16 protein-coding genes are annotated in these 21,050 nt (G+C 51.7%); 9 read left to right on the top strand and 7 right to left on the bottom strand.

The genetic code is table 11. From position 1 onward, the window contains the following. Positions 1-55 precede the first annotated feature (55 nt). The 9 genes from gcvH to BM123_RS03585 all read left to right on the top strand — a co-directional run bounded on the left by gcvH (position 56) and on the right by BM123_RS03585 (position 9,031). Entirely contained in the window at positions 56-445 is a 390-nt protein-coding gene (gene gcvH / locus BM123_RS03625) for a glycine cleavage system protein GcvH (RefSeq protein WP_090165463.1), read from the top strand. Positions 446-450: 5 nt separating this feature from the next. Continuing rightward, positions 451-894: a VanZ family protein gene (locus BM123_RS03620; protein WP_175489236.1), complete on the top strand. Its 444-nt coding sequence runs from the start codon at positions 451-453 to the stop codon at positions 892-894. A 20-nt stretch (positions 895-914) separates the two neighbouring features. After that, positions 915-1,847 (top strand): energy transducer TonB, encoded by a 933-nt coding sequence (locus BM123_RS03615; RefSeq protein ID WP_090165461.1) that lies wholly within the window; start codon positions 915-917, stop codon positions 1,845-1,847. Between the two features lie 135 nt (positions 1,848-1,982). After that, positions 1,983-3,128 (top strand): 5-(carboxyamino)imidazole ribonucleotide synthase, encoded by a 1,146-nt coding sequence (gene purK / locus BM123_RS03610; RefSeq protein WP_090165460.1) that lies wholly within the window; start codon positions 1,983-1,985, stop codon positions 3,126-3,128. A 403-nt stretch (positions 3,129-3,531) separates the two neighbouring features. Beyond that, positions 3,532-3,723 (top strand): cold-shock protein, encoded by a 192-nt coding sequence (locus BM123_RS03605; RefSeq protein ID WP_090165765.1) that lies wholly within the window; start codon positions 3,532-3,534, stop codon positions 3,721-3,723. Positions 3,724-4,078: 355 nt separating this feature from the next. Beyond that, complete coding sequence (locus BM123_RS03600; protein WP_090165459.1) at positions 4,079-6,661, top strand: DUF5686 and carboxypeptidase regulatory-like domain-containing protein; 2,583 nt, start codon at positions 4,079-4,081, stop codon at positions 6,659-6,661. A 34-nt stretch (positions 6,662-6,695) separates the two neighbouring features. Further along, a complete protein-coding gene (locus tag BM123_RS03595; protein ID WP_217642086.1) occupies positions 6,696-7,013 on the top strand; it encodes a hypothetical protein in 318 nt (105 codons plus the stop codon). Positions 7,014-7,635: 622 nt separating this feature from the next. Further along, a complete protein-coding gene (locus BM123_RS03590) occupies positions 7,636-8,100 on the top strand; it encodes a hypothetical protein (protein ID WP_090165458.1) in 465 nt (154 codons plus the stop codon). A 583-nt stretch (positions 8,101-8,683) separates the two neighbouring features. Then, positions 8,684-9,031, top strand: a complete 348-nt coding sequence (locus tag BM123_RS03585) for a nucleotide pyrophosphohydrolase (protein ID WP_090165457.1) — start codon at positions 8,684-8,686, stop codon at positions 9,029-9,031. A gap of 134 nt (positions 9,032-9,165) precedes the next feature. On the opposite strand, the gene BM123_RS03580 is transcribed toward BM123_RS03585, so the two are convergent. The 7 genes from BM123_RS03580 to BM123_RS03550 all read right to left on the bottom strand — a co-directional run bounded on the left by BM123_RS03580 (position 9,166) and on the right by BM123_RS03550 (position 21,012). Next, positions 9,166-9,777, bottom strand: a complete 612-nt coding sequence (locus tag BM123_RS03580; RefSeq protein ID WP_090165456.1) for a hypothetical protein — start codon at positions 9,775-9,777, stop codon at positions 9,166-9,168. Positions 9,778-9,826: 49 nt separating this feature from the next. Continuing rightward, positions 9,827-10,693 carry a twin-arginine translocase subunit TatC gene (gene tatC, locus BM123_RS03575; protein WP_090165455.1) on the bottom strand — a complete coding sequence of 289 codons (867 nt, stop codon included), beginning with the start codon at positions 10,691-10,693 and terminating at the stop codon, positions 9,827-9,829. Between the two features lie 228 nt (positions 10,694-10,921). After that, on the bottom strand, positions 10,922-11,794 hold the full coding sequence (locus tag BM123_RS03570; protein ID WP_090165454.1) for an SDR family oxidoreductase: 873 nt from the start codon (positions 11,792-11,794) through the stop codon (positions 10,922-10,924). Positions 11,795-11,881: 87 nt separating this feature from the next. Beyond that, entirely contained in the window at positions 11,882-13,747 is a 1,866-nt protein-coding gene (gene mnmG / locus BM123_RS03565) for a tRNA uridine-5-carboxymethylaminomethyl(34) synthesis enzyme MnmG (RefSeq protein WP_090165453.1), read from the bottom strand. A gap of 327 nt (positions 13,748-14,074) precedes the next feature. After that, complete coding sequence (gene recA, locus BM123_RS03560) at positions 14,075-15,157, bottom strand: recombinase RecA (RefSeq protein ID WP_090165452.1); 1,083 nt, start codon at positions 15,155-15,157, stop codon at positions 14,075-14,077. A 314-nt stretch (positions 15,158-15,471) separates the two neighbouring features. Beyond that, the gene (locus tag BM123_RS03555; RefSeq protein ID WP_090165451.1) at positions 15,472-20,331 is read right to left on the bottom strand and encodes a T9SS type B sorting domain-containing protein; all 4,860 of its coding nucleotides are present in this window, start codon (positions 20,329-20,331) and stop codon (positions 15,472-15,474) included. Positions 20,332-20,547: 216 nt separating this feature from the next. Beyond that, positions 20,548-21,012 carry a TonB family protein gene (locus tag BM123_RS03550; protein WP_090165761.1) on the bottom strand — a complete coding sequence of 155 codons (465 nt, stop codon included), beginning with the start codon at positions 21,010-21,012 and terminating at the stop codon, positions 20,548-20,550. Between the last annotated feature and the right edge of the window lie 38 nt (positions 21,013-21,050).

The raw sequence follows: 21,050 nt of genomic DNA, 5'->3' as shown, positions 1-21,050 counted from the left end.
CGGCTGCTTACCTTACCGCCGCAAATCCTAACCGTTTTACCATATTCTAACCATAATGAACGTTCCAGACCATCTCTTCTACACCGAAGAACACGAGTGGGTCCTGATTGAAGGAAACACGGCCACCATCGGCATCACCGACTTTGCCCAGGAAGCCCTGGATGAGCTCGTCTATGTTGAAGTAGACACCGTTGGCGAAGATCTCGACCGTAATGACGTTTTCGGCACCGTTGAAGCCGTCAAAACAACCAGTGAGCTCTTCCTCCCCCTACCCGGCAAAGTCCTCGAGTTCAACAGTGAACTCGACGAAAACGAAGGGGACAACCCAACGCTGGTCAACGAAGACCCCTACGGCAAGGGCTGGATCATCAAATTAGAGCTGGCTGACGCTGATGATCGCGACGGACTACTCACCGCGGAACAATACCAGGAACTTATTTCCTGATTTTTTTGCGCACTCCCCCACCAAAAACAAAAAGCGAGGCATCTAGCCTTAACAACCGCCGTTTACAACGGTTTGCGGCGGTAGCATACGGTCTTTTGCTGGCTTATGTTAGTCTTGCCCCTGGCACGAAACTACCGGCAATTCCCGACTGGAGTACGCTTTTTTCGCCCGACAAGGTCGCTCATTTTGGTGCTTACGCCATTTTTGCGTTATTATTGTCGGTCTTATACTCCGAACGCGGAGCAAAAGGCATCCTTTTCGCTGTTTTCATCGCTGCGGCCTACGGCACTTTGATGGAGTTTTTACAGGCAGTGGCAGGTACCGGAAGAAGTTTTGACCCCGTTGATATGGTCGCTAATCTACTCGGCGCAATACTCGGCGGTTTGCTCTTTTTCCTTTTCTATTATTTCAAAAATAAAATCTCTGCTCCGGCGGAGATTAACGAATAACTTTTTTAAACCCGATAGTCATGGATATCTCAATCTCGGGAGGTGCACTGGCTATCACTCTGGCAGTAATGCTCGCCGCTTTTATCGGCATGATCTTCTTCATGAGATCTGTCTATAACAAGCGAACCGAGAAAGCGCTCCAGGGTGATTACCAGGAAGCTGACAACGCTAACAAATCTTACATCGCTAACCGTGCGAAGTACGAACGCTTAGACGTTTTTGGCCTCAGTTCCACCTTCTTCAACTTTGGCCTGGCGCTTGCCGTCGGTGTCTCACTGCTAGCCTTCGGCTGGACGCAGTACTCCAAGGAAATTTATATTCCCGATGGCGCTCTCGAACTCGAAGAAGAGATCGAAGTAGAGCCGCCACGTACTGCAGAACCACCCCCACCACCACCGCCGCCACCACCGCCGGTGATTGAGGAAGTTCCCGAAGAAGAGTTGATTGAAGAAGATCCACCGAAATTCGAGGATATGACTGCGGAGGAAGATATGGCTAATAATGAGCCACCGCCGGAAGTGAAGGAAGAGAAGGCTCCGCCTCCACCCCCACCACCACCGCCACCACCACCAGCTCCGAAGGTGGAAGAGATCTTTAAGGTCGTAGAGCAAATGCCGCTCTTCCCCGGTTGTGATGACCTGGGCAGCTACGCTGAAAAGAAGGCTTGTGCTGACAAAAAGATGCTCGAATTCATCTACGGTAACATCAAGTACCCCGCCATTGCCCGTGAGAACGGTGTTGAAGGTATGGCCGTTGTTTCTTTCGTTGTAGAGAAAGACGGTAAGGTAACCGATGCTAAAGTAGTGCGTAACCCCGGTGCAAAAACCGGTGAGGAAGCATTGCGTGTAGTAGAACTCATGAATACCAAGGGCCTGAGATGGACGCCTGGTCAGCAGGGTGGACGTAACGTACGCGTACAGTTCAACCTTCCCGTAAAGTTCAAGCTCGAGTAATCGCGCTTAGCTGATAAAAACAGAAAGCCGGTGTTTCCCGAAAGGGAGGCGCCGGCTTTTTACGTTGGCCCGTATTGGCCAATCTTTATACCTTCGCTACTATCATACTCTCACTACTACCATACTACAAATACTATGTCTTTCCCTCGTTTAGGAATTCTTGGCGGCGGCCAGCTCGGAAAAATGCTCTGTCAGGCCGGTGCGGATTGGCACCTGCCCATTCATGTCCTCGACCTGAACCATAGCTTCCCGGCCGCTAATTACGCCACGAAGTTCACCTCCGGTGATTTCCGAAACAAACAGGACGTGCTGGAATTTGGCCGCAGGATGGACGTTGTCACCATTGAGATTGAGCATATTGATACTGCCGCTTTGCACCAGCTCGTGGAAGAAGGGATTAAGGTATACCCCCAGCCACACATCATTGACCTGATCAAAGACAAAGGGCTGCAGAAACAGTTCTACGCCGAAAACGACATTCCTACCTCTGACTTCAGGCTTTACAATGATGCTTCGGAAGTATCGTCCGCAGTAGCGGCGGGCCAGCTGGCCTTGCCCTTTGTGCAAAAAGCGCGAACGGGAGGTTATGACGGTCAGGGCGTTGCCGTGATCCGGAATTCGGAAGACTTAGAGACGAAGTTACTCGACGTTCCCTGCCTCGTGGAAACGATGGTTGATATTGACAAAGAGTTAGCCATCATTGTTGCCCGCTCGCCCTCCGGCGAGATGCGGGTGTTCCCGACAGTAGAGATGGAATTTCACCCAACTGCTAACCTGGTAGAGTTTCTCGTTTGCCCCGCGGCCGTAGACAGTGACACCGATGCGCGGGCTGCGGCGCTTGCCCGGCAGGTAACGGAGCAGATGGGCATTGTTGGCCTGCTGGCCGTTGAGCTATTCCTTACGCCGGAAGGAGAGATTCTGGTAAACGAAGTCGCACCGCGGCCGCACAACAGTGGCCACCACACCATCGAGGCCTGCGTTACCAGCCAGTATGAACAACATCTCCGGGCCGTATTGGACCTTCCGCTGGGGGCTACGGACCTCCTTCGTCCGGGGGCGATGATCAATTTGCTCGGTGCAGAAGACCATAGCGGGCCAGCCGTGTATGAGGGTTGGGAAAAACTCCTGAGCCTCCCCGAAGTATACCCCCACCTCTACGGCAAGGCAGATACCCGCCCCTTCCGGAAGATGGGCCACGTAACCGCTCTGGGTGACACCGTAGAGATGGCCCGCCAGCGGGCCGCCGCCGCCAAGGAGGCCGTACGAATCATAAGCCGATAGCTCCTCCCGGAAATAACTGCATGATTTTCTTTTACTCGGAGTACCCCTTTCCCGCCGGAAACGCTGGGGATGGGCGGGGAATGCCGTATGAATAGGACCAATAACAAGCATGATTCAGGGGCGCTGCCGCAGGTGCGAAGAGAGCGTTGAGAAAGCAGAGTGGGATCATTCAGGGCGCTGAGCGCCCGTTTTCCAGAACAAATGAGAATTATTTTCATTTTTTTTCTACTCCACTTAAAACCAGCTAAATCTGCTATAAGTCAACAAACAAGGGGTCTTTCAGACGATTAATGAATGTTCGAACATCTTTTATTCGTGACAAACGATCCCGCCCGGCGTCAAAAAAACCAACGCTGGGTTTAAAGAAGTATCTTTGCCCGCTAAGTTTTTAAATTTTTCCATTATGAAAGAAGGAACAGTAAAGTTCTTCAATGAGACCAAGGGATTTGGTTTCATCGCCCCGGATGACGGCGGCAAAGACGTTTTCGTTCACGCCAACGGCCTGATCGACGACATTCGCGAAGGCGACAAAGTAAGCTTCGAAGTAGAAGAAGGTCGTAAAGGCCCTAATGCTGTCAACGTAAAGGTTGTCTAAGTTTAACTTAATCCAAGAATAGAGAAGGCCGGCTTTCGGGTCGTGCCCCATCTTTTCGCAAGACGGTGCCTAGTAGCAGCAATCACTGATGGCAAGCACCAGCCATCCGGTTACCTCCAAGGTGATATGCCCGGAGTAGTTCTCTTCTCCCCCCCTTCCCCCAAGCGCTTTTGCCCTTGCTTTGAAAATTACCTTTTCCCCTTTAACACGCTCCCCTCCCCCGCCAGTCCATACGACTTTACGTCTGATTTCTGCTCCCTTCGTCGATCCTGGCAGGGTTTACTTATAAAGTTTGGTTAAGAAATGGTGCAGGTCGCGCAGGTAAGACTAATTTGGTGGCCTTAAGCCACTTCCCATGCGATTCCTTACCCTGCTTTTATTAACCTTTCTCTGCACCTGCGTCAGCGCCCAAAGCCTCTCCGGCAGAATAACGGACGCCGAAACCGGAGATCCTCTGCCCTTCGCTTCCATCTACGTACAGGAAACCCAGAGCGGGGCCGCCAGTAATGCTGACGGCTACTTCCAGGTAAAACTCAAGGGCGGAAACAACACTGTCGTATTCCAATACCTGGGTTACCAGACCCAGGTGAAAAACATCTCGGGAAGCCGTACGATGGACGTTAAGCTCGTGAGTGAGGCTCTGGAACTGCAGCAGGTAGAAATCATTAGCGGTGGCGAAGACAAAAGTTACTCCGTCATCCGCCGGGCGATCTCTAAAGCAGACTATCACCGTAATCAGCTGGACAGCTATACCGCAGAAGTGTACATTAAGGGCACCGGGAAGGTCAACAAGATTCCAGGGCTGATACGCGCGATGGTTTCAAAAGAAGACAAAAAAGAAATTGATGAAACCCTGAAGCGGCCGTTCACCTCAGAATCCACCAGTAAAGTAAAGTACACCCGGCCGAACAATTATGAGCAGGAGGTACTCTCTAAACTTGAAGTAGGCGAGTCCGACTTTGACGCGGCCCAATATCTTTTCACCTCCTTTTACGATCCGCTCGTGGCAGGAGAGATCATCAGCCCACTTAATCCCAAAGCCTTTGGCTATTACAAGTTTGAGCTCGAAGGTGTTTTTGTTGACCGGGACGAGCTGATCAATAAGATCAAGGTTATTCCCCGCAGCCGGGGGGAAGATGTGTTTGAAGGCTACGTTTATATCGTGCAGGACGATTGGTCATTGCACAGCCTGGACCTGACAACCTATAAACTGGGGTTTCAGATCGACATTACCCAGAACTTTGCTGAAGTGGAAGAGCACGTCTGGATGCCCGTAACGACAACCCTCGATGCCGCAGGACAGATCTTTGGCGTTGCCTTCGAGTATCACTACCTCAGCACCGTAAGCGACTACCAGCTGGAGCTCAATGAAACGCTCGGGGGATACGTAGAGGTTATTGATGAAAAGACTCAGCCAGAAATTGCCCGGCGAACGAAAAAAGCTACCGAAGTATCCGATCTGGAAGCCCGGCTGGCGGACGGTGGTGAAATTACCCGGAAAGACCTGAGAAAGCTCATGCGGTCCTATGAGAAGGAAGAGCGGGAAAAATCCGAAGAACCGGAAGTTGTCAGTAATTACAGCTATAAAGATGACAGTACGGTCACCATTGTGACGGACACGGCTGCCTGGGCTAAAATTCGTCCGGTTCCGCTAACGGATCAGGAGAAACTCGCCTATTTCATTTCGGACAGTCTGGAACAGGTTGACCGGATCGCCAAGGTCGAATCCACCAATAGTGGAGAGTCAGAAATAAAGATCAAAGCGCCGGGAGATACCGGGAAGAAGAGAAAGAACCCTCACCTCCGGACCAGCTTTTTCCCCGATCCTTTTTTCAACCCCGTTGAGGGATATGCCTTAGGGGGAAGAATCGGCTTCAGAAATACCCGTAAGAAATACAGAATCGGCATTACGCCCCGCTACGGCCTGAGTTGGGAGCGGCTAAGTTTACAGGGAGACCTGAAAATTGGCAGAAGCGGAGGCGACAATAACGAGCCCAGGTTTCAGTTAACGGGCGGCCGCTTCCTGCGGCAGTTTGACAGCCGTCCGGCCATTGAGCCCTGGATCAGCACTTACACCAACCTCTTCAACGGGAAAAATTTCATCCGCCTCTATGAGCGCTCCTACGGGCAGTTTGACTACCGGAAGAACTATGGAGATGCTTTCCGGGCGGAAGTAACCCTGGCCTACGAAGATCGCAGGGCTGTAAGCAATACGAGCCAGCAGCGCTGGTTTGCCAAAGGGGAAGGAGCTTACGCCGCTAATGCACCCCTCAACGCCCAGTTGGGGACAGTAACGAACGTAAGCCCGGCCGCCACTGCCCGGCTCGGCTTCAGCTGGCGCCCGGGCCTCAGGTACCGGGTAGAAAACGGTAAGAAAGTGAAGATCGAATCCTCGGCCCCCACACTCTCCGCCAACATCAGAGCGGGACTGCCCGACATCGGAGAAAGTACGGCCGACTTCACGCTCCTGGAAGCGGCTTACCAGCATCGGTTCGACGTTGGCCGCAAAGGAAAAGTTGACCTGTTGATCAAAGGAGGTGCTTTCCTCAACAACGCCTCGGTTGACTTCCCGGACTTCCAGCACTTCTCCACCTCTGAAATTCTGCTCACCTCTCTGGACCCTATCGGCAGCTATCGCCTGCTGCCCTACTATCTGGAGAGCACCTCGGAAGAGTACCTCGAGTTTTATGGCCACTACCAATTCCGGAAATTCTTATTAACCCAAATCTGGAAACTCCACCTGCTGGGGCTAAAGGAGGATCTTTTCGTCAATTACCTGCATACACCTACCTCAGACAATTACACAGAGGTAGGCTACTCGATCGATAACATCTTCCGGATTTTCCGGCTTGAATTCGTAACGAGCTTTCGAGACCTTAAATATGATGATTTTGGCGTACGCCTAAGTGTTGCCAGTACTTTCGGGCGAAGCAACTAATGGCCTCCGTCAGCAGTTGTCAGGGTACATTATCATGGCAAGGAAAGGAAAAAATTATACGGACCGGATGAAAGGGCCGGTGGGTGAATGTGAACTTTGTACGCGGCAAAAGCCGCTGACGGAGCATCACCTGATTCCCCGCGCAGTTCACGGAAAAAAGTACTTCCTGAAATTATTCAGTAAGGAAGAAATGACCCATCGGCGTATTCGTATTTGCCGGCAGTGCCATAAGGGAATTCACCGGATCATCCCGGATGAAAAAGAGCTTGCCCGAAACTTCAATACTAAAGAAAGCCTTTTAGCGGATGAGCGGATTATCCGCCATGTGAGCTGGGTCGCGAAACAGCGGTAATGACAGGGCAATAGCAAGCTCCACGCAGGGACGCTACGAAGCCCCTTGAGCCAGGCTAAGCGGACCTCAAAGCGTCCCTGAAAGGACCTTCGAGCGTCCGCGTTATCCGAGTTTGCAATTGCCCTGGCGGTAATGGCTTTTGCCAGAACGCAAGTGTTCAATAAGAAAAGGCGAGCCTACCTGAGTAGACTCGCCCGAACATTAACCAAAAACCCAGCAAAAGACATGACCTTAGTTCTTGAGCATACCGTTTCACCAGGTGAAACGCTCGCAACGGAGGTATAATCGTCACTCGAAGGGCAGTTACTACAAGGAGCAACCACCTCGGTCTCACCGGGTGGTATGTTCGTTGTAGTAATTCGCTCGTCCCTTACGTAACTATGTTTTGGTTGTTAGAGCCAATAGCATTTTATTGCCTCTATTAATAAATAGCTTCTGAGGATAGGAATGTTCGGCCTGCACGCAAAAATTGAAAAGCAATTACAAACATGCCCGGGAGCCTTTACGTAATAGGACCAGACAACTCCGTGGAACTCCCCTTATCTTACGGGTAATCAAGTCGGCAGATACGGGTTCTACTCCGGTTGTCACATTAACCATTAACTACAAAAATTTTACCATTATGAAAGACACACTTCCTGCCATTAAAAAGAAGATCATTGCTCACCTTCTTGCTGAAAAGCAAGCTTCTTATGATAACATGATGAGTATGCAGAACTCGGAAATGTCCGGAGCTAAAAAAGAAAGTGAAGCTGACGGAGGTATGCTCAATGACGGCAAAAAAGATCAGGCGATGAACCGGATTGAAGCAAGGGCTTCCACCATTGACGCACTACAACGAGATATAAATGTCCTCAACGGTTTGGGCTCAATTGACCCTAATGAGGAGATCCAGTTGGGGGATGTCATCCAGACAGACAAAGGGAACTTCTTTGTAGCCGTTGCCGCGGATGAATTTCAGATAGACGGAACTTCCTATCGTGGTATTTCGACGGACAGCCCACTCTTTAAAGAGCTACAGGGTAAAACCGACGGAGACAAAGTAGAGATCAACGGTAATAGTTTTCAACTAATTTCCTCTTTCTAAGCAGTTTAGAAGCGATAAAAAAAGCCCCTCCGGAACCATAATCCGGTGGGGCTGCATCATAATCTCACGAAAAAATCTTAGATTGAAATTTGCCGGAGCGATGTTTCCGGACTATCTTTCGAATATCTTTAGTGCTTTTGTTTTGATCCCATGAATGTATTACAGCCGGTTCCCGATTGGGACCGGCTTTTTTATTGGGTGTTCTCAAAGTGTGTGCGTGTGTGAAAAAGGGGTCGTCCCAATCGAAAACCGGGACGACACCACTTACAAATCATAATCCCATGAACATAAATCTTGTCATGATGAAGCACGTTTACTCCCTCTGACATTACAAATGTGCATCCATTAGCTGCCGACAACAAGGACACATTTGCTTATTTGTGAAATAAAATACTTCATTTTCCAACATAAAATCCTGAAAAACAGAAAGATAAATACCAATAAGTGAATAAAAATAAGCAACACATTACGTTTTTCAGCTATGGATAAAGGCTTGTTTTTCTCTAAACCCATCCAAACTCCTTGCCATTTTATCGATTTTCGCTAAAATTCGATTTACTTAGCCCCACTAAAATCACCACCAATGACACTCGCCAAGGCCCAATCCACTGTAGATCATTGGATTAATACCGTAGGCATACGCTACTACGACGAACTGACCAACACGGCCATCCTGATGGAGGAAACGGGTGAAGTAGCGCGCTTAATGGCCCGGATGTATGGGGAGCAGTCTTTTAAACGGCCAGAAGACGCCGCCAGCGCTCCGGCCCAACTAGCGGACGAGATGGCGGACGTTCTATTCGTCCTCATCTGCCTGGCCAATCAAACGGGCGTGGACCTGGAGGATGCGCTAAAGAAAAACCTGGAGAAGAAAACGAAGCGGGATAGCGAACGGCATCGGAACAACCCAAAACTGAAGGATCATTCGTAGTCCAATGCGTTGTTATGGTACTGTTTCAGCTTCTGGCATCAGAAGTATGGCTCTCAAAAGCAAGTAGGAACGAAACAATTCTGCCACCTCCCCCTTTCGGCAGCCAACAAGACCAGAAGCACCACCAGACAACCTTACCGGTTCTTCGGCCGCCGGCGCTTATTGCCACGTGCCATCATACCGTGCCCCTGCTTACCCATTCGCTGAGCGGCTTTGACCTGACCGGACTGCTTGAGCGCCTGATCCATCATATCAATTTGTTCCCGGATTTGCGGGATCTTGATGTTGGCCTCCTTAGCCTTGGCGAGGTACTTCTTGGCAGCGGTGAAATTTTTACGCTGGTACTCGATCTGAGCCAATTGGAAGTGAAGGGTCGCTTTCTCCGTTGGCGTAGGGATATCGATCTGCTCTGCCTTACGGAGCCAGGCCTCCCCGCCATTGATGTCTTTACGTGCCAGAGAGATGTTACCTTTCATCATGTAATAGAAGGCGCGGTTGGCGCTGTAGAGCCACTCAGGCTTTAGCGTCAGATTGAGCAGCTTTTCAGCACCATCGAAGTCTTGTACCTGGATGGCTTTAGCCGCCGGTGCGACCGTCCCCAGCAGCACGTAACCAACGAAAAGGATAATCCCCGTAATGACGAAGAAAATACCGTACCAGACGCCCAGACTGGCCCAAAGAGCAATACCCCCGATCAAACAGAGGGCAATCAGGGCAAAACGTACGTACGGAGGAATGATAAACATGTAAAAGCTTTTGTGTCCGCAAAGATAGTGAAGTGGGGAGTGAATAAGTTTACTCCAGCCCCGCCTGATACTTCTTCTGCGCGCGTTTAGCGATGAAGACTGAGATTTCGTAAAGAACGTACAGCGGCAGGGCGATCAGCACCTGAGTAACCACGTCCGGAGGCGTCAGGATACTGGCCAGAACGAGTATACCGATAAAACTGTGTTTACGGTATTTGCGCATACTTTCGGCCGTTATCAGACCGAAGCTAGCCAGAAAATGAACGAGAACGGGGAGTTCAAAAATCAGGGCAGCGGGCAGGGTAAACATGACCATGTAGCTGACCATTGAGCCCATCTTCGGCTGGTTAACGGCCCCGCCAACTTCAAAGCCCATCAGAAAGTTTGTGCCGAAGGGCGCGATGACAAAAAAGCCAAAACAGACACCGATGAAAAACAACAGGGAGCAAATAAAGATAACGCCGCGCGTAGCCTTTTGCTCTTCTTTGTAGAGCCCCGGACGAATAAAAGACCAAATTTGATAAAAGACGTAAGGAAACGAAATGACGAAACCACCGATGAATGACATCTTCACTGCGGTAATAAAAGATTCGCCAAATTCGGTTGCCTGGATGATCACATTCGGGCCCGTCATACAGAGTGCTTCTCCCGTCCCAAGCCATTGACTCAGGTTGCAGAAAAACTTATAGCTGGGAAAATCGTCGTAATTCGTGCCAAATAAAACGTGCCGGAAGTACCAGTCATTGAAGATAAAAAGCACGATACCACACAGCACAATGGCGATCAATGACCGCATCACGTGCCATCTCAGTTCTTCGAGGTGATCTACGAAAGACATCTCTTTGTCCCCAGGTGGTTGGGGCTTTCCGTCTTCGTCGACTTCCCAGTCATCTACGTCCACTTGATCTAGTGCCATAAGGCGAAGGTAAAGATTGCGGGTTTAGTAGAAAAGGGGAAACGCAAACGTGACGGCAATTTGATAGTACGGGGGCGCAACTCGCAGGTGCAAAGCGGGGTAAAAGAGCAGAGAGTGCCCCGCCGCAAGCACGGTCTTTCCATCCAAAACGATTCTCCTGAGACGGAGGGTTGAGGCAGCAGCCACTGCTGTTATCAAGCAATTCCTTTGCACCTGCGGCCCCGCGCCCTACTCTTCCTCTCCCTTCAGGAAATCCGCTACGGCCTGCTCACTGTATTCCCACAGCCGGCGGGCCAGTTGCTCATTGCGGGCAATGCTCGATGGCTTTTGCAAGCACTGGTTTTCGTCAAAATACCGGCCGGAAACATCCTTCACCTCCGGGCTTGCCGCCAGGTAGACCGACGTATCCGCCCCCTTGTTTGGTTTGATGGCAAAGGGCTTGTACATAGACCAAACCGTACTCGTCAGCGCTCCGGCTTTCTTATTCGCCAGCCGGGTACCCACCAGACCAGGGTGCAGGCAGTTCGTCGTCAACTCCTGCCCGAAGCGTCGGTCCAGCTCCATCGTAAAGAGCACATTAGAGAGTTTACTCTGGGCGTAAGCTTTCGTACCGCTGTAGCTTTTGCCTGCGGCCTTCCCGTCAAAGGAACTAAAATCAAGCCCCCCCTTAAAGTGCAGCGCACTGCTCACATTAATGACCCGGCTACAGTTCCGGCAACAACGCAGGGCCGGCAGCAACAACATCGTCAGCAAAAAATGCCCGAGGTGATTGACGGCGAACTGTAACTCGTAGCCATCTTCCGTTATTTCCAGTGTATCGGTATATACGCCTGCGTTATTAATCAGCACATCAAGCTTAGGATGCTCGGCCAAAAACTCATCTGCTGCCGCCCGAACCGAGCGAAAGCTGCTTAAGTCCAACGGAAGGGTATCAATGCGATGGTTGCCCGTTTTGCTGGTAATAGCCTGGGCCGTCTGCTGGGCTTTCACTTCATCCCGGCAGGCCAGTACGAGGTGCGCACCCCGGGCCGCCAGCCGTTCAGCTGTGGCGCGGCCAATGCCGTCATTTGCTCCAGTTATGAGGATGGTCTTGTCTTCCATAGCCACTTCAGCTTGCTAACGCGGAAAGGGGGGGGAAGGGTTGAGTAAAAGCCAATTGCTTCCTCATCGAATATTGAAAAGGACTGCTTAGCGACCCAAATGCACCAACAAGACGCTCACGTCAGCGGGGCTCACGCCAGAAATGCGGCTCGCCTGACCAATCGTTCGCGGTTTTAGCTCATTGAGCTTCTGCCGGGCTTCCTTACTCAGCGAGGTGAGACTTTCGTAGTCGAAGGTATTGTGCAGACGAATACCCTCCAGGCGGTTCATTTTATCTACTGCCGCCTGCTCCCGCTCGATGTACCCTTCGTACTTCAGGGTTACTTCGGCCAGGTTGATTGTCTCCGCATCATATCTTGACAGGAAGCTCTCCAGAGCGGGCACGGCCGTAGCCAGCCCCTCAATGGTAACACCGGGACGGGTGAGCACGGAGAGTAGCTTTACACCCTGCTTCAGTGGGGTTTCTCCCTTCGAGGCCAGAAAATTGTTCAGCTGATCCGGCGTTACACTGTGATTGCGTAACTCCCGCTGGATCGCCTCCACCCCGGCACGCTTGTCGTTTACCCGCGTCATCCGTTGCTCCATATTTTGTACGCCAAGGGCGTCGGCTACGGGGCTAAGTCGCAGGTCAGCGTCATCCTGCCGCAGCAAAATCCGGTACTCCGCCCGGCTGGTAAACATTCGGTAGGGCTCCTTGGTGCCCTTGTTGATCAGGTCATCAATCAGTACACCGATGTAGGCATCGCTGCGCTTCAGCACCAGTGGCTCTCGCTCCTGAACGGCCAGCGCAGCGTTAAAGCCGGCCATCATGCCCTGGCAGCCGGCTTCTTCGTAGCCGGTCGTACCGTTGATTTGTCCGGCAAAATAAAGCCGGGGCACAAGCCGGGTCTCCAGCGTCGCCTGCAACTGTGTGGGCGGGAAGAAGTCGTACTCAATAGCATAGCCAGGCCGGAACATTTTCGCGTTCTCAAAGCCAACGATCTTACGCAACGCCTTATACTGCACATCCTCCGGCAAGCTCGAGCTGAAGCCATTGACGTAAATCTCACAGGTATTTCTGCCTTCGGGCTCCACGAAGAGCTGGTGACGGTCGCGACCGGCGAAACGGTCGATCTTATCTTCAATACTGGGGCAGTAGCGCGGCCCCAGGCCGCGAATCCGACCGTTGAACATCGGGCTGCGATCAAAACCCTCCCGCAAAGTATCGTGTACTTCCTGGCTGGTGTAGGTGATGTGGCAGGGCATCTGATCCGTCAGCGGCGGCGTATCGGTGTAGCTGAAGCGGCCGGGGTTCTCGTCTCCGGGTTGTTCTTCCATCTTCGACCAGTCAAGAGAGCGACCGTCCAGGCGGGCGGGCGTGCCCGTCTTCATGCGTCCGCTCTCAAAGCCAATTTCTTCCAGCTGGGCGGTAAGGCCCGTTGCGGCGCGCTCTCCGGCGCGGCCACCACCAAACTGCTTCTCGCCGATGTGGATCGTACCGTTCAGGAAAGTACCATTAGTCAACACCACCGAATGGCCCGGGATCTCCAGACCAAGGCTCGTGTAGACACCCTTCGCACGACCATCTTTAATGATGACACCGGTAATCATCTCCTGCCAGAAGTCAACGTTAGGGTGTGCTTCCAGCTTCTGCCGCCAATTGAGGGCGAAGGCCATCCGATCGCTCTGCGCCCGTGGGCTCCACATCGCGGGGCCCTTACTCTTGTTCAGCATCCGGAACTGGACCATCGTCTCGTCGGTGATGATGCCGGAGTATCCGCCCATGGCGTCAATTTCTCGTACAATCTGCCCCTTGCCTACACCGCCCATAGCGGGGTTGCAACTCATCTGAGCGATGGTGTTCAGGTTCATCGTTGCCAGCAGCACCTTTGCACCGAGGTTAGCCGCAGCGATGGCAGCTTCACAGCCGGCGTGGCCGGCTCCGACAACAATTACGTCGTAGGTGGGAAACATATTGACTTTGGTTTGGAGGTATTACTAACGCCTGAAGGACAGGCAAAGTTACGGCGGAATGGGAAGATGAAAGCGTTTCGGTTGTTTGCCGGCATTTAAGCCAGCAGAGACCCGACCAGCATACATGCCCGTGAGCTATAGCTAACCAGCATCCGGCAGCTGCTTACCATGTAAATGCAAAACTCTGATACTAAGCCGTATCAGCTTTCAACGCAAAAAGAAAGGCCGGCCCCCAGCCCCACCTCATTGAGGTAATGCTGGACGCCGGCCTTCTGACCGTAACTCCCCGAGGAAGTCAGTGAGTATTGCCTAAGCAGGGCAAGCCATTTAGGCTTCTACTGCAGCATCTGCTTTCTTCCCCTTGCCGTTGCTGGCAGCGGGAGCTACTTCTTCTTCATCAATGCCCATGAGTTTAGCCTTGATTTTTGCTTCAATCTCGTCGGCCACTTCGGGGTTGTCCATCATGAATTGTTTGGCGGCTTCCCGACCCTGAGCGATTTTAGCATCACCGTAAGCGTACCAGGCACCAGATTTAGCGATGATGTCCTGATCAACACCCAGGTCGACAATTTCACCTCGCTTGGAGATACCTTCGCCATACATGATGTCAAACTCAGCGACCCGGAATGGAGCGGCCAGTTTATTCTTAGCCACTTTCACTTTCACGTGATTGCCAACAACATTGCCTTCTTTATCCTTGATGGCAGCACCGGAGCGGCGGATGTCCAAACGAACAGAAGCATAGAACTTCAGTGCATTACCTCCCGTAGTCGTTTCGGGGTTACCGAACATAACACCAATCTTCTCCCGGAGCTGGTTAATGAAAATACAGCAACATCCGGTCTTACCGATAGTACCGGTAAGCTTACGCATGGCCTGCGACATAAGACGAGCCTGCAGGCCCATTTTGCTGTCGCCCATTTCTCCTTCAATTTCTGCACGGGGAACAAGAGCCGCAACGGAATCAACCACCAAAATATCGATAGCGCCGGAGCGGATAAGGTTTTCTGCAATTTCCAGCGCCTGCTCACCATTGTCGGGTTGAGAGATCAACAGATTGTCCGTGTCTACTCCCAGGCTCTGGGCGTAGAACCGGTCAAAGGCATGTTCTGCATCAACGATAGCCGCAATACCTCCACGCTTCTGACATTCTGCGATAGCATGGATAGCAAGGGTTGTCTTACCCGAAGATTCCGGGCCATAAACTTCGATGATTCGTCCTTTAGGAAGACCTCCGATACCGAGGGCTACATCAAGCCCGAGAGAGCCCGTGGGAATAGCTTCTACATTTGCTGCCTGGCTTTCCCCCAGACGCATAATGGTGCCTTTACCATAAGCTTTATCCAGACGATCAATCGTCATTTGGAGTGCCTTTAGCTTGGCGGCGGTTTCTTTGTTAGTATCTGCCATTTTTGTTTTATTGAAAGTACTGCTTTTGTTTTGTTGTGACACAAATATAAACACAAGCAAACTACCGCGCAACACTTTATGTATAAAAAAGCAAAAATATTTTCACTTTATGACGATAAGTGCATTTTTGTAATCTTTTTGCGTAATGTTTTTGTTTGAAAAGTGTCTTCCTGAGCTCATTGCTCCATTTTCCTTCCCCTTGCACCTGCGTCCTGCGCCAAAAAAGAAGCGGCTGGCCAACGGTCATCAATCACTAAGGATTAATAAAGGTTGGCCAGCCGCAGGCTGTGTTCAAATGAACCACAAGCGTTCTTTTACCGAAGTACCGTAACGTCTCCGCGGTACACCAGCTTCACGTCATCCAGGAATTCCACCTCTACTACGTAAACAAATACGCCGGGGTTAACGGGCTTTCCATTCTGCCCTTCTCCTTCCCAGAGCTTGATGCCATCGAGGCAGTTAGGCTCAAAGTTGGTTTTAGAGAAGAGAAGTCCTCCCCAACGATCAAACACCTGAACGGAGTTGACGCGCCGGACGCCCTGACAGGCGAAAATGCGGAAGTCTTCATTTCTACCGTCCCGGTTCGGGCTGAAGACATTCGGGATGTAAACGTTTCGGTTAGCATCCACATCAACAAAGATGTCCGCAAATGCCTGACAACCGTTCATGTTGGTGACCTGGAAAGTATAGTCCCGGCTCTCAAAAGGAAACAGTAGCGGGTTGCGGACGGTATCAGAGCTGAGGAAATCCGCTGGCGTCCATAAGAATTCATAAATATCACCGGCGGGGCTGATGAGCGGATTGAGCCTGGTAAGGCTATCGCCCAACTCAACGGTAATTTCTTCGGGCAGGTCAATGATGATCTGCGGCGGCTGGTTGACACTGAAAGTTTGGTCGGCAGAACAGCCTACACTGTCGAAGACCGTAACGACCACCTCTCCGGCAAAGGCACTACCTGCCTGGCCGACGTTGATACGGAAGCCATCGTTGTTTACGGAGAAAGAGAAATCCTCGATGCCATTGGACGTACCTCCAAAGGCCGTATCAATCAACACGGGCGTCGTCTCTCCAAAGCAGAGCGGCTCCTCAATGGGAAGAACATTAAAGGTTATAGCCTCTGGCTCTCCGATGGTGTAGGAGACGCTGTCCTGGCAGCCTTCAACGTCCGTAACGGTAACCGAGTAGGTTCCCGGTGCAAGGTCACTGGCCAGCGGAGAATCCGCCGCAGCAACATTACCGGACCAGGAATAAGGATTCATCGCCAGGTCATTATTATTCGTACTGCTGATGAAGACGTTGATCCGACCATTCGCATCTCCGGCACACTGGACCGTTTCTGTTGATAGCGCCTGATCAACCGTAAGGGTGAGTGGGTCTGGCTCACGAATGATAAACGATTCTGCTGCGGGGGAGCAGCCGTTCATGTCGGTGATCTGAACCTGGTAGGCATTACTGGCAGCCAAATTACTGATACTATTATCCGTATCCGTTGAAGCTGCGCCCCAATCGAAAACGTAGCCGGGGGTACCACCGGTGACGATGGCGGTGGCCTCTCCGTCCGTCAATCCGTTACAACTTACTGGTTCTGTTTCCAGCACTACTTCAAAAGCGTCGGGGCTGCGAATAGTATCAACGAAAGATTCACTACAAACACCATCCGTAACCCGAACGGTAACGGGCCCGCGGGCGAGGTTGTCTTCGGTGTCCATCATTACTCCTGAAGCATTACCACCGGTGGCCGGCCAGATAAAGTCATAGGTACCCTGGGTACCATCGGAATAGCTGGCCGTGAAGGTAGCCGAGCCATCCATCACCATATCATCCGGACAGCTAACCGGCGTGAGAGCAAAAGTACCGGTAATGGCCGGCGGATCGACCAGTACGAAAGTGGTATCAAAAGCGGGCAGACAGCCATTCGCATCCGTAATCGTAACGGTGTAACTACCGGCTGTCAGGTTCGTGAAGGCCGGATTCTGCGTAGGTGCTCCAAAAGGATCGGTAGACCATACGTAATTGTAGGTTCCGTTAGCGTTCGGTGTTCCTCCCGCAGGGTCGAGGAATATGCTGCCGTTGGCGTCGCCAGGGCATTGGGGGTCGTTTGCACTAAATCCGTTTAAGAATACTTCACCCGGGCTGACCACAACACCGCGTGCGGCAATTGTACAGGAGTTGGAGGTTATCACCTGCACTTCGTAAACACCTACTGGCAGATTATCGTCTGTTGTAGCACCATTAGCGACTAGGCTGCCTAAGCTACCGTCAGCGTTGACCCGGAACCAGCGGAAACTGGTAATCGTTTCTCCCATGGGCGGGGTAGCCACTACCGTAAGTTGCCCGTCCGCATCTCCGGGACAGGAAATGAAGCTGGTATCAATGGGCATTAGTTGCGCGGCCGCAGGTGCATTGATGGTAAAACGAGCGGTGTCCGTACAACCGTTCCTGTCCGTCACGATGAGTATATAATTGGTGTCAGCGCTCAGGCTGGTCAGGGCCATTCCCGGCGTGATGGTGTCCATTGGCATATCGAGGCTATCGTTTACCCAACGATATTCATAGGGCATGGTGCCGCCAGCAACGGCGGCCGTAACCGTCCCGTCCATCCCCGTCGTACAGGTCTCATTGGTGATCATCAGGTCATCGTCAATCTCCAGTAAGTCGGGTTGCGTAATCCTGATGGTATCGGTCGTCTCACAGCCTGCAGGGTCTTCGTCCCGGAGTACGATCACGTAGGTTCCCGTATCCAAACCAGAGAAGGGGAAGGGGTCATTGTTGACAATTCTCTCCTCCGGCCCAACTACCGAAGTAGCCAGGTTCACAATTCGGGCGAAATAATCCCCAACGGGCGGAGCCCCCGTCACCGTACCACTGACGTTGATGACCGCATTCGCATCTCCGAAACAGGCGATGCTGTCAATCGTGAAATTGATGTCCAGTATTTTTTCTGCAGAAAGGGTGAAAACGGAGGTATCCGCACACCCTTCGCTATCGGTTACGAAGACCTCGTAATCACCCGGGAGGAGGTTGTCCCGGAAGGAAGTCGACACCCCCATGTCAGTCCCCAATGCTCCTGGCCACTGAATATCATAGGGACCAACGCCCCCCTGGGCACCGACGGCAATAGAGCCATCCGGTGCTCCGGAACAGGTAGCATCATCAATGTTCATGGTCGGAGTGGTTACCGGATCAGGGTCGCCCAAAGGACCAATATCCGTACTACTACAAATACCATTCGGAGCGGTAACCGTCACTTCATAGTTTCCTGCGGTCAGGTTACTCAGTACTTCGCTGGTTTCCGTGCTGTTCTCCCAGGCAAAAGTATAGCCTGCCGCGACGGGGTCCACTACGAGTACTCCGTTAGCAAATACATCAGCACGTACCTCCCCATCATCAAATCCGGCACAGGACGGGGCATTGTTTACCAGTACGATTACGTTGACGTCCAAACCGGACGCCACCTCAATTTCCTGCAAAACAACCGCTCCGTTTCCATCGACTACCCGGACTTCATAGGTTGCCGCCTCCAGGCTCGGGAAGGTGATGGTTGCGGGAACCGTGTTCTGGGTCTGTGAGGGTCTGAAGCCTGGCTCCAGCACCGGCATTATCTGGCGAAGAGAAAACTCAAACGGCCCCTCCGTACCGGAGGCCCGGACCATAATGCTTCCATCGTCACTATCGACACAGATTTCTCCTTCCGGATCAAGCTCCACCAGGAAGGCCTGATCGGTTACGGAGATAGCCCCCGGGCGACTCGTTGGCTCCCCTATTTCTCCAGAGTCTCGGGTATACTCAACACCAATTGTACCTGCTCCAGTATTAAAGTCCAGTGGGCTTTGATCGTCCAGATCACCAATAATGGTAAAGCATACATCAAAGATTTGCCCGCCTTGGGGAATCGTAGAAGGACCAGCAAAGTTATCGCTGTAAACTATTCGGACCGTTCCTTCACTAAGTGTGCCCCCACTGCTTACCGGGCCATTAAACGCGACACCGGCGACAAGGTCAGTACTAAAGTTGTTTAAGCTATCAAAACGAAGTACTGCAGGATCAAATCCAAGTTCAAACTGAAAACCAACAACGTCCGTAAAATTATCCACCGTTACGGGGAGACAGAAGCTTTCGCCCGGTAAGCCCGTACCGTAAGGGAAGGTAAAACCGACTGGCTGCGGGCAGCCATCCGTGTGCGTAATGGTCGTATTTTCCAGTGGGCAGCCATTAGCATCTTCAATGGAGATACGGTAAGTACCTGCAGCCGGCACCCGATAACGGATTACGGCGTTGTGCACTATCTGGTCTGATGGGGTAAGGATCGTTGCCCTTGCTCCCGTAGTTGTCTCTTCAATGGTGATATTATATCCCGTACCACCACGTAGCTCCGGGGTCCCCCCCCGAACATCAAACAGTCCTTCACAAGCGATGCCCGGATCAACGCCAAGGTTAGCCACATTGACTGGATTAAGGTAAGCCACCTGAAATCGTTGATCTATGGCAACATCGACACATTGGCCAATGGGGTTGCCTTCATAAACTGCCTCAAACGCAGTATCGTCAAAATCGTCAAAAGTGATGGGCGCCAGCGTCAACACTACCGGAGTTGGTTCTCCTCCAACGGGAAAAAGGCCGGGAATCGTAAATCCTCCTTGCAAATCATTAGCAACGATTAGCTTATAGTCTCCCGTAGCGTACCCTGTAGCATTAACGCCAACGGCCAGAGCATCAAAAGGAGTGAGACCGTTATCGGCTACACAGGCATCGGCACGAATATCCTGAATAGTTGGCCCGGTGACCGTTGGTGCACAGCGATAGAAAGCAAAGCCGACTCCTGGCGTTGTGGCCGGGAAGGGATCTCCGGAAAGATCTTCAGACCCCGGAACGATGTCTACCGTAAATTGATCATCAAAGCAAAGGAAGATAGTATCTGGTCGGTTGTTGAAGGGCCGAACATCAGTAGATTGAATATTGGTCCCAAAACTTGTACTCACCATTTGAAAGTCAGCGAACTCACTTACCTGGCCAGCATCATTACAGTCCATTTTTAACGGGAGAGGCAGTTTGTCCTTAGAAACATCAGGAATCTTTACCGCTACGGGCCGCTGAGCCAGCAGGCTCATTGGAGCCAGCAGGCAACAAAAGAAAAAAAGAGTAATGATGGAACGGAGCGTAGAGCCGTGTTGCATACCGAGCAAATTCAGTTCAAAGGGGGAGACGACAGTTTTGAAGCCACCTGATACAGTCTATTCCGGAGGTACATCCGGAAAAGACCGCAAAGGTACAGCCTTACCAACGTAGGTAAAGGGTTATAAAGTGCGAAGAGTGTATGTTAAAAGGACGTTAGCGCTAAGTGTTAGCCAACCTTTCGGCAAATCAAGTGCTCTCAAGTCCACAAAAGCGACTTACCTGAGCTTGAATTTTACGGGCATATTGTATTGTACACGGACGGGTTTTCGGTCCGGGCCAGCCGTTCCCGGGTGCCAGGGGCCGGTTTCTTCCGCTAGCAATTTCACTACCCTGAGCGCTTCCTCCCCCGTGCCGGCTCCCGGATCTCGGACGATCTTAAAGTCTTCTAATACGCCTGTTTCCGTAACTGCGAAGGAGATGACGGCCATACCTTCTACGCAGCTTTCCCGGGCAAGCGGAGGCCACTTCAGGTTACCATAAATAATTTTGATGATGTGCTCCGTCATACACTCCTTCCGTTCTGAGGGGTTTTTGAGGTAATCACACAAGGCCATCTCCGGCATCTTTTCCCAATGAGTAAACAGTTGATTCTCATCGATCGGGGGGGGTGGTGGGGGCGGCAGAATCGTGTCGTGGGCGGGCGCCATCAGAAAAGCACAGCAAAAAAGTTTGGTCAGCATAAGCACAAGATGCGCCAGGTGGCGAATCTGGCGGACGG

The organism is Neolewinella agarilytica, assembly GCF_900110645.1.
Taxonomy (GTDB): Bacteria; Bacteroidota; Bacteroidia; order Chitinophagales; family Saprospiraceae; genus Neolewinella; species Neolewinella agarilytica.
Note: the sequence above shows the minus strand (reverse complement) of the source record. Positions and strands in the feature narration are given on the sequence as shown.

Excerpts from the sequence above, each read along its gene's own strand:
- gcvH (WP_090165463.1), top strand. The coding sequence starts at position 56 with ATGAACGTTCCAGACCATCTCTTCTACACCGAAGAACACGAGTGGGTC.
- BM123_RS03615 (WP_090165461.1), top strand. The coding sequence starts at position 915 with ATGGATATCTCAATCTCGGGAGGTGCACTGGCTATCACTCTGGCAGTA.
- purK (WP_090165460.1), top strand. The coding sequence starts at position 1,983 with ATGTCTTTCCCTCGTTTAGGAATTCTTGGCGGCGGCCAGCTCGGAAAA.
- BM123_RS03605 (WP_090165765.1), top strand. The coding sequence starts at position 3,532 with ATGAAAGAAGGAACAGTAAAGTTCTTCAATGAGACCAAGGGATTTGGT.
- BM123_RS03600 (WP_090165459.1), top strand. The coding sequence starts at position 4,079 with ATGCGATTCCTTACCCTGCTTTTATTAACCTTTCTCTGCACCTGCGTC.
- BM123_RS03595 (WP_217642086.1), top strand. The coding sequence starts at position 6,696 with ATGGCAAGGAAAGGAAAAAATTATACGGACCGGATGAAAGGGCCGGTG.
- BM123_RS03590 (WP_090165458.1), top strand. The coding sequence starts at position 7,636 with ATGAAAGACACACTTCCTGCCATTAAAAAGAAGATCATTGCTCACCTT.
- BM123_RS03585 (WP_090165457.1), top strand. The coding sequence starts at position 8,684 with ATGACACTCGCCAAGGCCCAATCCACTGTAGATCATTGGATTAATACC.
- BM123_RS03580 (WP_090165456.1), bottom strand. The coding sequence starts at position 9,777 with ATGTTTATCATTCCTCCGTACGTACGTTTTGCCCTGATTGCCCTCTGT.
- tatC (WP_090165455.1), bottom strand. The coding sequence starts at position 10,693 with ATGGCACTAGATCAAGTGGACGTAGATGACTGGGAAGTCGACGAAGAC.
- BM123_RS03570 (WP_090165454.1), bottom strand. The coding sequence starts at position 11,794 with ATGGAAGACAAGACCATCCTCATAACTGGAGCAAATGACGGCATTGGC.
- mnmG (WP_090165453.1), bottom strand. The coding sequence starts at position 13,747 with ATGTTTCCCACCTACGACGTAATTGTTGTCGGAGCCGGCCACGCCGGC.
- recA (WP_090165452.1), bottom strand. The coding sequence starts at position 15,157 with ATGGCAGATACTAACAAAGAAACCGCCGCCAAGCTAAAGGCACTCCAA.
- BM123_RS03555 (WP_090165451.1), bottom strand. The coding sequence starts at position 20,331 with ATGCAACACGGCTCTACGCTCCGTTCCATCATTACTCTTTTTTTCTTT.
- BM123_RS03550 (WP_090165761.1), bottom strand. The coding sequence starts at position 21,012 with ATGCTGACCAAACTTTTTTGCTGTGCTTTTCTGATGGCGCCCGCCCAC.